At 39.4% G+C, this 13,312-nt stretch carries 13 protein-coding genes; 3 read left to right on the forward strand and 10 right to left on the reverse strand.

Annotated elements, in window-relative coordinates:
- Positions 1–110 precede the first annotated feature (110 nt).
- Both ACTVAI_RS01925 and ACTVAI_RS01930 read left to right on the forward strand, forming a co-directional pair.
- Entirely contained in the window at positions 111–692 is a 582-nt protein-coding gene (locus ACTVAI_RS01925) for a CYTH domain-containing protein (RefSeq protein ID WP_443473653.1), read from the forward strand.
- A gap of 245 nt (positions 693–937) precedes the next feature.
- Positions 938–1,639, forward strand: coding sequence for a DsbA family protein (locus ACTVAI_RS01930; RefSeq protein ID WP_443473652.1), 702 nt, complete (start codon positions 938–940; stop codon positions 1,637–1,639).
- 49 nt (positions 1,640–1,688) lie between these two features.
- Here ACTVAI_RS01930 and pepF read toward each other — a convergent pair whose 3' ends face one another.
- From pepF to spxA, 5 genes are all read right to left on the reverse strand, one after another.
- A complete protein-coding gene (gene pepF / locus ACTVAI_RS01935) occupies positions 1,689–3,500 on the reverse strand; it encodes an oligoendopeptidase F (protein WP_443473651.1) in 1,812 nt (603 codons plus the stop codon).
- A gap of 63 nt (positions 3,501–3,563) precedes the next feature.
- Positions 3,564–4,583, reverse strand: a complete 1,020-nt coding sequence (locus ACTVAI_RS01940; protein ID WP_443485750.1) for a competence protein CoiA — start codon at positions 4,581–4,583, stop codon at positions 3,564–3,566.
- Positions 4,584–4,664: 81 nt separating this feature from the next.
- Positions 4,665–5,087, reverse strand: coding sequence for an HIT family protein (locus tag ACTVAI_RS01945; RefSeq protein WP_443473649.1), 423 nt, complete (start codon positions 5,085–5,087; stop codon positions 4,665–4,667).
- A gap of 87 nt (positions 5,088–5,174) precedes the next feature.
- The gene (locus ACTVAI_RS01950; RefSeq protein WP_443473648.1) at positions 5,175–5,831 is read right to left on the reverse strand and encodes an adaptor protein MecA; all 657 of its coding nucleotides are present in this window, start codon (positions 5,829–5,831) and stop codon (positions 5,175–5,177) included.
- 172 nt (positions 5,832–6,003) lie between these two features.
- The gene (gene spxA, locus ACTVAI_RS01955) at positions 6,004–6,405 is read right to left on the reverse strand and encodes a transcriptional regulator SpxA (RefSeq protein ID WP_443473647.1); all 402 of its coding nucleotides are present in this window, start codon (positions 6,403–6,405) and stop codon (positions 6,004–6,006) included.
- Between the two features lie 329 nt (positions 6,406–6,734).
- On the opposite strand from spxA, the gene trpS reads away from it, so the two are divergent.
- Entirely contained in the window at positions 6,735–7,718 is a 984-nt protein-coding gene (trpS, locus tag ACTVAI_RS01960) for a tryptophan--tRNA ligase (RefSeq protein WP_443473646.1), read from the forward strand.
- 250 nt (positions 7,719–7,968) lie between these two features.
- Here the strand turns inward: trpS and ACTVAI_RS01965 are convergent, their stop codons facing one another.
- The 5 genes from ACTVAI_RS01965 to ACTVAI_RS01985 form a co-directional block, all read right to left on the reverse strand.
- Positions 7,969–8,376 carry a secondary thiamine-phosphate synthase enzyme YjbQ gene (locus ACTVAI_RS01965; RefSeq protein WP_443473645.1) on the reverse strand — a complete coding sequence of 136 codons (408 nt, stop codon included), beginning with the start codon at positions 8,374–8,376 and terminating at the stop codon, positions 7,969–7,971.
- Positions 8,377–8,388: 12 nt separating this feature from the next.
- On the reverse strand, positions 8,389–9,402 hold the full coding sequence (locus ACTVAI_RS01970; RefSeq protein ID WP_443485751.1) for a lipoate--protein ligase: 1,014 nt from the start codon (positions 9,400–9,402) through the stop codon (positions 8,389–8,391).
- Between the two features lie 23 nt (positions 9,403–9,425).
- The gene (locus tag ACTVAI_RS01975; protein ID WP_443485752.1) at positions 9,426–10,148 is read right to left on the reverse strand and encodes an MBL fold metallo-hydrolase; all 723 of its coding nucleotides are present in this window, start codon (positions 10,146–10,148) and stop codon (positions 9,426–9,428) included.
- Positions 10,149–10,235: 87 nt separating this feature from the next.
- On the reverse strand, positions 10,236–11,660 hold the full coding sequence (locus ACTVAI_RS01980) for a protoporphyrinogen/coproporphyrinogen oxidase (RefSeq protein WP_443485753.1): 1,425 nt from the start codon (positions 11,658–11,660) through the stop codon (positions 10,236–10,238).
- Positions 11,661–11,790: 130 nt separating this feature from the next.
- Positions 11,791–13,260, reverse strand: a complete 1,470-nt coding sequence (locus ACTVAI_RS01985) for an NAD-dependent succinate-semialdehyde dehydrogenase (RefSeq protein ID WP_443473641.1) — start codon at positions 13,258–13,260, stop codon at positions 11,791–11,793.
- Positions 13,261–13,312: the final 52 nt, after the last annotated feature.

Raw genomic sequence — 13,312 nt, forward strand, 5'->3', positions numbered from 1 at the left:
AATTATGTTTAATAGTGAGTCAAAACACCCGATTTTTACTTTGGTATGATACTATTAAGATACAATGAGAGTGGAAACCTCCACTCTTTTTAAAGAAAGGTCGTGACGACATGAGCCAACAAATCGAAACTGAATACAAAAACCTCCTCACGAAAGATGAATATGAAGATTTACTTATTCATTTCAACTTGGAGGATACTGAGCCTACTCACCAAGCAAATGTATATTATGATAGCGAAGACTGGAAATTACGCCATCTAGGAATGGGATTGAGAATTCGTATTTATGATGATTTTGCTGAGCAAACGCTTAAATCACCTATTCGCGAACATGAGATGTTGGAAACAACGGATCATCTGACAAAAGAAGAAGGTCAAAGTCTGGTTGAGTCTGGGCAACTTAAAATGGATGGTCTGGTCGCCGTGAAATTAGGAGACAATGGTATTTCGCTGAGTGAATTGAAACAAGTCGGTCAACTTTCCACTGTGCGCTATGAAATACCTGCAGAAACAGGCACTTTTTTCCTGGATGCCAGTTATTACCAAGATCAAAATGATTATGAGCTGGAATTCGAAACAGACGATCCGAAAAATGGGCTGCAGATTTTCGAACAATTTCTTGATTCGCAAAACATCAATCGCCGTGAGACCGTGCAAAAAATATCCCGAGCCTTGAAATATCCAAATAAATAACATTTGTTTGTTTGTTTCTGTATTGCTCTATCTAACTGTTCATTTTCTATTCCCAATCATTTATGACGAATTATTGAACATTTGTAATTAATAAGATGCCTTCAATAGGCATCTTATTTTACTTATGGTCTTTTTTTAGCTTATAATGACTAATGAATAAAGTAAAAACGTTTAGATGTGAGCTCTAGCTCCAAAGGTCATCATCTACTAGTCCAGGAACACAATGAGTCTAAAGAAGGGATATTATGCAACCAAATAACAATACAATACGTAAATTAAATCCCTCTCAACAAGTTTTCGAGCTTTACTTATTTGTTAACCCAATTGGTTTAAAATGCCTTAACTCTGAACAAGAAGTTTTGCGTTTTATAGAAAGTCTTGAAATACATGAGGGATATAAAGTCCATTTCCGTTTCCTTACATTCCATAATTTCAACACCGTCACCCAATACATGAAACGTTTGAATATGCCAACCAGTGACTTACAGTTGCGCAACCAAATCTATCAAACCATTTATGATGCCAGCCTAGCCTACAAGGCTGCGTTAATGCAGGGCAAAAAACGTGGCAGAAAATTCTTGATGCTCCTTCAAAAAGAGTTAAATATTAACCTATCAGAATACTCAACAGAGTTAATAAAGGAAGTAGCTAAGGGTGCAAATCTCGATGTTGAAATGTTTCTTGAAGATAAAGCATCACCATTTGTGAAAAATAGTTATGAAGCGGATCAAAAAACAGCCCAAGAGATGAATATTTCCAATAATCCATCACTGGTCATTTTTGATAACCTGAACCAACAATTTGGTGTCTTACTGGAGGATATCATTAATTGTGAATTGATTGAAAAAGCATTCAGCAATGCTAATTCACTGGACCAAAATTCACAAGTTCCACATCGCAAGAAAACACGTACAGTAGGAAAAAGTTATCTACAGATTTTAAAATAGTTATACAAAAGGAGAACATCATCATGATGTTCTCCTTTTTATAACAATTCTATTTTACTTCTAGTAATTCTTCTAATTCGTTCAAACGTGCTTCAAAGACTTTCATGGCATCTTCAAGATAGGCTGAATCAGTCATATCCAAGCCTGCTTTTTTCATAACCTCGATTGGGTAATCGCTACTACCTGATTTCAGGTAGGTCAAGTATTTATCCAACGCCCCTTCTTCACCATCCAAAATACGTTTAGACAGAGCAGTTGCTGCTGCAAATCCCGTTGCGTATTGGTAAACGTAGTGGTTGTAATAGAAGTGAGGAATACGTGACCATTCCAAAGCAATGTTCTCATCACGTTCCACGGCATCACCATAGTAGCGTGCATTAAGATCTGCATAGTATTCAGTCATGAATTCTTGCGTCAAAGGAATACCTTCCTGCGCTTTTTGGTGAATGTAGTGTTCAAATTCCGCAAATTGTGATTGGCGGAATACGGTTCCTTTGAAACCATCCAGGTAATGGTTCAAGACATAAATACGGATCGCTGGATCTGTTTGTGTTTTCAAAAGGTAGTCCGTTAAAATGTTTTCATTTGTTGTTGAAGCAATTTCCGCCAAGAAAATGGAGTAATCACCGTATGCATATGGTTGATTATTACGTGTATGATAGCTGTGAACACTATGTCCCAATTCATGAACCAAGGTATAAAGTTGATTCATCGAATTTTGCCAGTTCATCAAAATGTAGGGATTTGTGTCATAAGCACCGGAAGAATAAGCACCTGAACGTTTCCCTTCATTTTCGTACCAGTCAATCCAACGGTTATCAAATGCTTCTTTCAGAATCCCTTGGTACTCTTCGCCAAGCGGTTTCAATGATTTCAACGTTTCTGCCGTTGCTTCTTCAATTGTATATTCGATTGGTGCATCACCTGTCAACGGTGTATACATATCATACATATACAACTCATCCACGTTCAGTAATTTTTTACGTAACGCAACATAACGATGTAGCAATGGTAAGTTTTTATTGACTACTTCCAACAAAGTATCGTAGACGCTCTCGGGAATATGGTTGTTTGCCAAAGAAGCAGCACGAGCAGAACTGAAATTCCGGATTTTCGCGTTAAAATTATGTGACTTCACATGAGTGGACAACGTAGAAGCGAACGTATTTTTTAGTCCACGGTATGTTTTGTAAAGTGCTTCATAAGCACCTTTACGCACTTCGCGGTTTGAGCTTTCCATTAATTTACCGTATAGACCATGAGAAAGTTTTACCTCATTACCCTCTTCATCTTTTACAGTTGGGAATTCAATATCCGCATTATTCAATATAGAGAATGTACGACTGGAAGCAGAAAGAATTTCAGATGCTCCTGCCAACAATTCCTCTTCACGGGCACTCAAAATGTGCTCACGTTGCGATGTTAAATCATCCAACAAATGTTCGTAAGCTTTTAAGTCTTGATTTTCCTGCATGAAGGAAGTCAGTTTTTCTTCCGGAATTGCAAGAACTTCAGGATTGAACCAAGATGACGCTTCGCCTAGTTGTGTAAGAACGGCAACGGAACGGTCATGTAATGTTTGATAGGTATTGTCTGCTGTATCTTGATCATTCTTCAAATGTGAATATACATAGACACGCTCAATTTTCTGGTTTGCTTCCAGCACTTTTTCTATTGCTGTCAAAAGTGCTTCACTGCTCTCTCCTACAGTCCCTTGTAGTGCTTTTACTTCTTTAGCCAGTTCACTCACTTCACCTAAAGCCGTTTCAAAAGCTTCGTCATTTTCGAAAATGGCTGTTAAGTCCCATGTCATTTCTTCGGTAAGTTCATGCCTTTTTGGTAATGCTTTGATTTCTGCCATGTATAAGCCTCCTATTTGGTATTTCACATTAATAATCTTAACATAATCTCATTTATTTAGAAGCTAAAATGAACGGATATGCCAATTTTTATCATCAATGCGTCGCAAAACACCGCGTTGTTCTAATTCAAAAATAAAATCCTTAAGAGGTTCAGTTTCAGAGTTGGGGTAAAGAAAATCATAGCGGGGAAGTTTTTTCGAGAAATTATCAATATCTTCCAAAGTTAGGTTATTTTTCAGTTGCTCTAAAAACCTATATTTCCAGATATAATTTGGCAACCGATAAGCTGGATTTTTAGTCGGCATGTCAAATAGAAATGATGGTAAAGTTTGAAGCGTTTGACCATTTAGATAAACTTCCAAAAGAAAGTCCCGATGCAAAGTATCCTTCCGTTGTAAAATTGCCAGTTGATTTCGGTAGCTCATCGGAACAGATTTATATGTGCGTTTGGGTTGGGGTTTGTTGAATAAAATTTCCAATGCTGGCATTGTGAGTTGTGACAAGTTAACCGCATAACATTTCCAAGCGAGTTTATTCCAGGTATTGAAGTGTAAATCATAGTACATCAGCACAGTGTTGGTTACACTATCGAAGCAAACCACGGTACCGTTAGGTTGTCTAAAAGCAGAGATCTTTTCCGTATAGGTTACTTGGGGAATATAATCTATCCCACAAATCCAATACACCTCATACCCGTTTTGTGTGTAGCCATCGGTGCGTTCTTTCAGTCGTGTAAAAGGAATGGGACTGCATTGATATTCAAGAGCAATTTTTCGGTCACCAATCGTTACCAACAAATCGGGTCGCTGCTTCAATTCCGGCAACCAAGCTTCCATTTCTACGTCTAAATTTTGTGTCTTTAACCAACCATGTAATTTCTGTTTTCCCAGCAAATGTCGTTCTGTCTCCCCTTCTGAAAATTGTTGGCAATCCGAATAGGCATAATGGGAAAAATGGGCCATGATTTTATTGCCTTTTTTAAGAAAAACAGGTGCCAGACATCCGGGGCAAGTAACTGGTAATCCAGCTGGGCAATCTGAAGCATTTATTTTAGTACCATTTTTTGTGCAAGCAAAAAACATCTCATCAACCTCCTATCTATAGATAAGCAAAAAAAGCCGAAAAGCTTTTTTTTGCTGGAAGTTTTGAGATGTTTTTTTTAATTAGTTTAAGTTTTTGCGAATTTCTTCGGCAAGTGCTTCGTATTCTTCATCCGATAGCAATGTTTTACCAGGATTCATTGCAAATGGTGCATTCCATTCAAATTCATCTTTGTATTTTGGTACGAGATGGAAATGTAAATGGTGACCAGAATCGCCGTAAGCGCCGTAGTTCACTTTATCCGGGTTAAAAGCCGCGTGTTGTGCTTTAGCAACTTTCGCTACATCTGCGAAGAATCCATTACGTTCTTCTTCGGATAGATCTGTCAACTCACTAACATGGTGTTTTGAAGCAACAATGACTCTTCCTTTATGACTTTGTTCCTTGAATACGTAAACCTTTGTATAGTCCAGTTCGATACATGGGTATCCAAACGCCGCTAATAGTTCACCTTCCACACAGTAAGCACAGTCTTGATTTTTCATTTTTACATTCCTCCTAGCCTTTTTCCCATTATAACATTGAAAAAAAATCGAGACAGAGTTTTTTTATACTCTGTCTCGATTTATAGGTTATTTGAAATAGTGACGGGCACTTTCAAGTGCATCTTTGTGCATAATCAATTTGCCGTATTCTCCCAAAACTTCAGCTGAAATACTGGATTCTTCACCAAATTCAAGAATGACCGCTATTTGTGTTTCTAGATTCGTCTCAGTCATTTCTTCAATGAAGAAGTCGATTGCCAAGTAATAAGCATCTTGATAATGATACAGTGTCGAATTTCCACTCTCAAGGTAGAAGCGTTTGGATGCTTCGATAAAATCTTCAAATTCATTGAATTTGATCATCATATCAAGGATACCCAGTTCATTTTCTTCTAGTAGTGGTTCAGTTTTATCTTCGCTTATATTCTCAGTATGTTGATTCATGATATCCAGGATATGCTCTGTTGGATCAAAATCATCTTCATCAAAAGTGTCTATTTCATCAGTGTCACCTTTACTAATGAATAATTCAAGGCCACTTCCTTTAGGCAGCACTTGGAAAGTGATGGCATCTGTTTCCAGAAACTGATTATCAACATCCACTTCTTCTAATATACTATAAAAGAAGCTTTCGATTTGTTTTTGATTCCCGAGTAAGTCCAAGAAAGTGATCCCTCGTTCTTCCAGGTCGGAACTTTCAATGACTACGCGAATCGTATTCTCGTTAACGTTCTCCATTTCCATGATGCTACACCTCTTTTCTGTACTATCATTGTAACAGGATGAATACTTTAACACCATCCATCCGTCTCCAAATTATACCGCAATAGGTAACGGTTTGCAATGCGATGGATGCTGGTTTGCGAGCAAAAAAAGCACACCCCTTCGGGTATGCTCGAATTGTTGAAAGTCGAAATTAATAGAAGTTAGCTAGCTCTTGTGCTTTCTTAAGCTCAACAGCACGTACTTCTCTTGGTAAGAAGCGACGAATTTCGTCTTCATTATATCCCACTTGCAATCTTTTATCGTCTAGAATAATAGGTCGACGTAATAGTCCGGGATTTTCCTGAATAAGTGTGAACAAATTGTTCAGTGGTAACTCATCGAGATCCACGTTCATTTCCTGGAATGCTTTAGAACGGGTCGAGATGATTTCCTCTGTACCTTCTTCAGTCATTTTCAAAATCTCTTTAATCTCGATTTGAGAGAGAGGTTCTGAGAAAATGTTGCGTTCTGTGTATGGAATGTTATTTTCTTCCAGCCACGCACGCGCTTTACGGCAAGAAGTACAGCTTGGTGAAGTATATAGAGTAACCATAAATGGATCTCTCCTTTCCTGTAAGCGATTGTTCTTCTTTTACTAAGGGTTTGCCTTATAAATAGAATTATACACCATGTATATTTAATTGGCTAGCCCTTTTCGAAAGTTTTTTCAAATTTCCGCCACAAGTTGTTCATAAACATTTGTTTTGTTTTTCTATAGAAACCCAATTTTACAGCCATTCGCGCTTTTTTCGCCTTTATACCAACATTTTTAAATTGTAATTATTATAAATAAGGGAGTGCGATATGAGGGTTTTTTTATTGTGTCATGAAGTGAAAAAATACGCTATAATGAATGAGTAGAAAATAGGAGTGTGATTTTAGTTGAAGAAAAAAGTCTTTTCAGGCGTACAACCAAGCGGAACGGTAACCATTGGTAATTACATCGGCGCAATTAAAAACTTTGTGGCTTTACAAGATGATTATGACTGTACATACTGTATCGTTAACCAACATGCAATAACGGTGCCCCAAGATCCAAAAGAATTAAAAGAACGGACACGCGGTCTGGCAGCTCTGTATATTGCCTGTGGTGTTGATCCGGAAAAATCAATCATCTTTGTTCAGTCCGAGGTTCCTGCGCATGCACAGGCTGCATGGATCGTTCAATGTAATACATACATTGGCGAATTAGAAAGAATGACGCAATTCAAGGACAAATCTGCTAAACAAGATGCTATTTCGGCTGGATTGTTGACTTATCCGCCTTTGATGGTAGCGGACATTGTGCTTTATGATGCTGATTTAGTTCCAGTAGGCGAAGACCAAAAACAACATTTGGAATTGACGCGTGATTTCGTCCAACGTTTCAACAACCGTTATGAAGGTGAGTTGGTTATGCCTGAACCCTTTATTCCTAAAGCCGGCGGTCGCATTATGAGCCTACAAGACCCGACAAGCAAGATGAGTAAATCTGATAAAAATCTAAAAGGCTTTATATCAATGTTGGACGATCCAAAAGTTATCCGCAAAAAAATCAAGAGTGCTAAAACAGATTCCAGTGGTGTTATCGAATATGATAAAGAAAACAAACCCGGTATATCCAATCTGTTGACCATTTTCGCTAACTTCAGCAACAAATCGATTCCAGAATTGGAACAAGAATTTGCTGGCAGTGGCTATGGTGATTTCAAGGAAAAACTGGCAGACGCTGTGATTGCTGTTCTTGAACCGATTCAGGAACGCTACTCCAAATTGATGGAGTCGGACGAACTGGATCATATTCTTGACAAAGGTGCAAAGCGCGCAAATGAATATGCCAGCAAAACACTGGACCGCATGGAGACAGCCATGGGATTGAAAAGATAATTGAGAGTGGGACAAAAGGCGTTTAGCCCCGAATCACTGGAACGAATAAGCGCAGGATGGTCGCAGACCATCTGAGCATTATTCGTGAAGTGACGTCGGGGCTGCCTTTTGGAACACGTTTACGGGGCAGATGTACGTATACAGGAAAGAGGCTGGGAGTTTTGTCCCAGCCTCTTTCCTACGTTTAGTCAAGTGATAGGCATCAGTCTGCACAACTTTTGCCTATTTAGCATTAGTTATGCAGACTCCTTTAGCCTTCAATAATTTTTACATAAAATGTCCGATTTCTTGGTCCGTCAAATTCAGCAAAGTAAACACTCTGCCATGTTCCTAAAATCAATTCCCCATTAGCCAGAATTAACGTTTCACTAACTCCAACCACTGATGATTTCATATGCCCATCCGAGTTTCCCTCCATATGGACATAATCAGCCCGATTAGGGAAAGTTTCATCCAAGCCCAGTTTCAAATCCGTCTTAACATCTGGGTCAGCATTTTCATTAATCGTAATCGCAGCTGTTGTGTGTGGACAATAGATCAACACGATTCCATCGAGAACCCCACTATCGCGAACCGCTTCATTCAAATAATGGTCCAAGTTAGTAAAAGACTGCCTCTGATGCGTCTTGATTTGAAACTTAAAAAGATTTTTCGCCATGCCCATCAACTCCTATTCAGCAAAAATAGAGTCAACCAATTCTTCTGCAGTTACAGAACCAAAATATTTTTTCAAGTTAAGTGAGTCAAATTTCTCACGTAAATCGGTTTTGGTATATTTTGTGCCTACCAAAGCTTCTTCCACATCAGAAATTTCGCCCAAACCAAAGAAGTCACCGTATACTTTTGCTTCAGCAATTTTCCCGGATTTGATATTGAATAAGAAGTCGATTGTCCCGATTGGGAAACGACGACGTACTTCGATTTCAAACTTCGGTGATTTACCGTAATTCCAGTCCCATTTTCCGAAATACTCTTCACGAATTTCATAAACCCGTTTCCAGTCTTCTTCCGTTAAATGGTACTCTTTCACATCTTCACGATTTTCCACCTCAAAAATATGTAAGAGTAATGCGTCCCGGAATTCTTCTGTTGTCATGTCTTTGTAAGCATCATCCACAAACGGTTTGATATTGGTCACACGACTGCGGACAGATTTAATCCCTTTTGACTCAATCTTATCCTTACGCGGTTTTAATGCATTTGAAACAGCATCAAGGTCCGAATCAAATAAAATCGTTCCGTGAGCGGTCATACGACCATTCGTTGAATACATCGCATTGCCGGAGAACTTTTGTTCACCGATTGTTAAGTCATTGCGGCCTTTAAGAGCAGCATCTTTTACGCCCGCTTTATGTAAAAAAGCAATAACAGGTTCTGTAAATTTAGCAAAATCACGGAAAGAGTCTCCATCGTCTTCAGTTATGAAGCAGAATGAGAAGTTCCCCAAATCATGATAAACCGCCCCGCCACCAGACATACGGCGCACAACGTGAATATTATTTTCTTCTACGTATGCTTGATTAATTTCTTCAATCGTATTTTGGTTACGCCCGATGATGATGGATGGTTCATTAATATAAAAAAGCAAAATTGGCTCATCCAAAACTTTCTCTTTCAATAAATATGTTTCCAAAGCAATATTCACACTTGGATCAAAGTGATTTTGATTATCTACAAAATACATGCAATACCGTCTCCTCTACCTATTTAAATAATGATTTGTAAATCTTTTTCAGCAAGTTGCACTGATATATGTGGGGCTGAGGCCTGTGCGTCCTCAAGTATCTGCGACCAATTTCCACCTGGCGGTAAATGGGTTAAAATCAATTTCTGGACATTTGCAGCTTCAGCGATCTTTCCAACTTCCAGGGGAGTCATATGTACCTTATGACCTTCTTGCCCACGGAAAAAATTCGTATCGGCCAAAAGGACATCCGCATTTTTTGAAAAAGGGATGAATGCTTCCAAGTAACCAGAATCAGCGGTAAAGACTAACTTTTTACCCGTTTCCTCTTCCGTTATTGCTAGTGCATAACACGGGACAGGATGAGCTGTTTTTAAGAAAGAAATGCGGAAAGGGCCAATCGTAATTGGTTCGTTCCCTTCGTAATCTCTTCCTTTAGTGAAAGTATGGTCCCGTAATTGATGCAATGGGGACTCAGTATGTCCGTAAATAGGCAACACTTTGTCCGGTTCTTTAAGTTGAAAGATATGTTGCAACACACCCATATCCGCAATGTGGTCTGGATGATAATGCGTTAAAATGAGTGCATCCAATTTTTTCGGATCAAGATGCTTTTCCAGTGCCAGGACCGCACCGCTACCAACATCCATCAATAAGTGGAAACCGTGTGATTCGAGGAGATACGCTGTCGTACCCACTCCATCAGCCGGATATCCGCCCATAAAACCCAAGATTGTTAACTTCATAAAGTTATCCCCCTTACAGGTTAAATTGTCTATTATTAGTATAACATTGTTAGGTAGCAAAAGAACTTTAGAAATCCTTTTCGATTTCTAAAGTTCTTTTATGTGTGATTTCATATAGGTGATTGCTTCATGTGCCAAACGTTGCCCTTCTTTAATGGCATTGGGCATACCATAGCCATGGAACCCATTACCTCCCAAAAAGAACCCGCGCGTATTCATATTTCCTTTCTGCTTTTCCTCATTTTTATAGAGTAATTGTCTTTCACTTGGGGTTAAGTGGGGTACTGATTTTAACCACCGGTATATTTTGGCAGAAACATAAGTCCCCTTCAACGCTAAAATTTCCTTTAATTCAGTACTGATGATCGTCAGTAGTGCTTCATCGGGCAATTGAATAATCGTATCTTCTTGGCGTCGACCTATTTCCACCAACACTAAATCATATTCCGCATCCTTTAAAGAAGGCCATTTACGGTTCAACAGCGTCGCTTTAGTGACATGGAAAGAACTTCGTTTCGGAACCACAAAACCATAACCATCCGGATAACGATTAATGGCGCCTTTTTCAAAACGAAGCAGAATCGTTGCCATCGAAGCCGTTTGTGGCCTTGGAATATCCAGTAATGACTCTTCGCCTTGATTAATCAGTGTAAAGGCATCAGACAAAGACATTGTCGAAATGATAGCTTTGGCCCGGAGGCTCTCATTATGATTTAACGTCATCAAAAAGACATCATCATCCATTTTCGAGAGATTACTCACCGTTTTTCCGGTCAAAATATTGTCTGGCATTCTATCAGTTAAGGCCTGCACAAGCGTGGACATACCACCCTTTAAATTGAATTCCGTTGCCTCACCATCCATTACATGGTCTAATTCAACTTCTTTTAAGGTATAACGGCTATCCGTGTGTTCAAAAAGTTTGATTAGATTATGGTCAAAAAATGTAGGCGGACACAACTCCATGGACCCAAACACATTTTCAGGATAATGGGGATAAGCAATCATCGTACTGACCGCTTTACAAAAACGATATTCTAAAAACTCTGCGGTGGTCGCTTCCGGATTTCGTTCCAGTTTCATGCTGTTGAAAGAATGATTAATTAATACAGAAAGCTTATCGCTTAAAGATAATTCTTTTTCGTGCAGAATATCGGTTAGTTGAATCGGAATCCCATGATAACTTGGTTTATTTGAACTTACAAATTCACCCGCACTGAAACGGTCCAACTTACCGCCAGTACTGAACTGGATTTCGTCTTCCAGACCTAATTCACGTAAAAAAGGGCGAATATCGTCTCTGCGAACATCAAAGCTACTGGCCCCCACATCCACAGGTCCATCAGAAGTATTAACGGTTTTAATGATACCGCCAATCCGGTCTCTCTTATCAAGCAAAATAAATTCGAACGGTAATTGTTCCGCTTCAATTCGTTTATTTACTTCATAGGCCGCTACAAGCCCGCTCAAGCCACTACCTAAAATAGCGATTCTCTTTTTTCCACGAAGCACTTTCTCACCTTCTCTGCGCAGTTAGTCACCCCTATCATATCCTATTTACCAATATAAAGCAGTGAACAATTTGTGACAAAAATAAAATAAAAAAGAACCGGATTAAATGATCCGATTCTAATTATTATCATTAATCTTGAAAGTATGCGGTATGGACAAATTTTATTTCGAGGAATTCGGCAATACCCTGTCGTCCATTTTCACGACCCAGACCGGAAAACTTAACGCCTCCAAAGGGAGTTTCGGAATGAGAGACCGCCACATTGTTAATAGCCACTAAGCCATATTCCAACGCATGGCTGATTTTTTCAGCGCGATACAGGTCTTTGGTGAATACGTATGAAGCCAAACCGAAATCAGAATCATTAGCCATTTCGATGACTTGATCCTCACCTTTAAACGTTATGAGAGGAATGATGGGCCCAAATGTTTCTTCATAGAATATGGTCATTTCTTTGGTTACACCGTCCAGGACAGTGGGTTTATAGAAGAAACCATTGGCATACTCCCCTTCCTCCAGGCGGCTACCACCCGTTAAAACTTCTGCTCCTTTTTTCACGGCATCTTCAAGTTGGGCGTCAATCGTTTCCCGAGCCTCATCATTAATCAGGGGACCAGTGACTACACCCTCGTCCTGGCCATTTCCAACCTTTACTTCATTAACAGCCGCGACTAGTTGCTTTGTAAACTCTGCTTTTATTCCATCTTCAATAAATATACGATTTGGTGATGTACACGCTTGACCGTTATTACGGAACTTCATCTTAATGAGCATTTCCACTGTTTCTTTAATAGGAGCATCTTTGAAAACGATGAAAGGTGCATGCCCTCCTAGTTCCAATGATATTTTCTTCAACGTTTTACCGGACTGATTATAAAGGATTTGACCTACTTCAGTTGAACCCGTAAAGGTTAATTTACGAACATCTTTGCTTTCAGCGAACGTTTCTCCGATTTCACTGGCGGATCCCATCACCAAGTTGGCAACCCCCGCTGGCAATCCCGCTTCTTCGAACAATTCAAAAAGCGCTATAGCTGATAAAGGTGTATTACCAGCTGGCTTAAGTACGACTGTACATCCGGCTGCAATCGCAGGTGCGATTTTACGGATAATCATATTGGATGGGAAATTCCAGGGGGTTATGGCTCCGACCACACCTACTGGTTGTTTGCGGACCTCAAATTTATGCTGGTTGGGTGCCGGAATGATTTCCCCATAAATACGACGTGCTTCTTCAGCATTCCAATGCATATTATCCACGTTTGTTTTTATTTCACCTTTTGCCTCTTGAAGTGGTTTACCTTGTTCAAGCGTCATGATCAAGGCTAATTTGTCCGCATTCGCTTCAATTAAATCCCCAATATCATGCAATATTTTGACACGTTCCTGAAGCTCCATCCCGGACCAAAGCGGGAACGCCTTTTTCGCAGCAGTGATGGCTCTATTGACATCTCCTTTGTCACCTTGTGAAACATCTATAAGCGTTTCCCCGGTAGCCGGGTTGATGACTGATTTTGGTTCTTTAGAACCCTTTTCCCATTTTCCATCGATGAACATTTCGGTATGAATAGCGGGTAAGGATTTTCTTTCTTTATGCATAACAAGACCTCCAGTTGTGATTTCGCTTACAATATTAACGTATCACAATTTC

Source organism: Jeotgalibaca sp. A127 (assembly GCF_052266745.1).
Taxonomy (GTDB): Bacteria; Bacillota; Bacilli; order Lactobacillales; family Aerococcaceae; genus Jeotgalibaca.

Bases quoted from the DNA above. Each gene is read 5' to 3' on its own strand.
- ACTVAI_RS01925 (WP_443473653.1), top strand. From the start codon at position 111: ATGAGCCAACAAATCGAAACTGAATACAAAAACCTCCTCACGAAAGAT.
- ACTVAI_RS01930 (WP_443473652.1), top strand. From the start codon at position 938: ATGCAACCAAATAACAATACAATACGTAAATTAAATCCCTCTCAACAA.
- pepF (WP_443473651.1), bottom strand. From the start codon at position 3,500: ATGGCAGAAATCAAAGCATTACCAAAAAGGCATGAACTTACCGAAGAA.
- ACTVAI_RS01940 (WP_443485750.1), bottom strand. From the start codon at position 4,583: ATGTTTTTTGCTTGCACAAAAAATGGTACTAAAATAAATGCTTCAGAT.
- ACTVAI_RS01945 (WP_443473649.1), bottom strand. From the start codon at position 5,087: ATGAAAAATCAAGACTGTGCTTACTGTGTGGAAGGTGAACTATTAGCG.
- ACTVAI_RS01950 (WP_443473648.1), bottom strand. From the start codon at position 5,831: ATGGAAATGGAGAACGTTAACGAGAATACGATTCGCGTAGTCATTGAA.
- spxA (WP_443473647.1), bottom strand. From the start codon at position 6,405: ATGGTTACTCTATATACTTCACCAAGCTGTACTTCTTGCCGTAAAGCG.
- ACTVAI_RS01965 (WP_443473645.1), bottom strand. From the start codon at position 8,376: ATGGCGAAAAATCTTTTTAAGTTTCAAATCAAGACGCATCAGAGGCAG.
- ACTVAI_RS01970 (WP_443485751.1), bottom strand. From the start codon at position 9,402: ATGTATTTTGTAGATAATCAAAATCACTTTGATCCAAGTGTGAATATT.
- ACTVAI_RS01975 (WP_443485752.1), bottom strand. From the start codon at position 10,148: ATGAAGTTAACAATCTTGGGTTTTATGGGCGGATATCCGGCTGATGGA.
- ACTVAI_RS01985 (WP_443473641.1), bottom strand. From the start codon at position 13,260: ATGCATAAAGAAAGAAAATCCTTACCCGCTATTCATACCGAAATGTTC.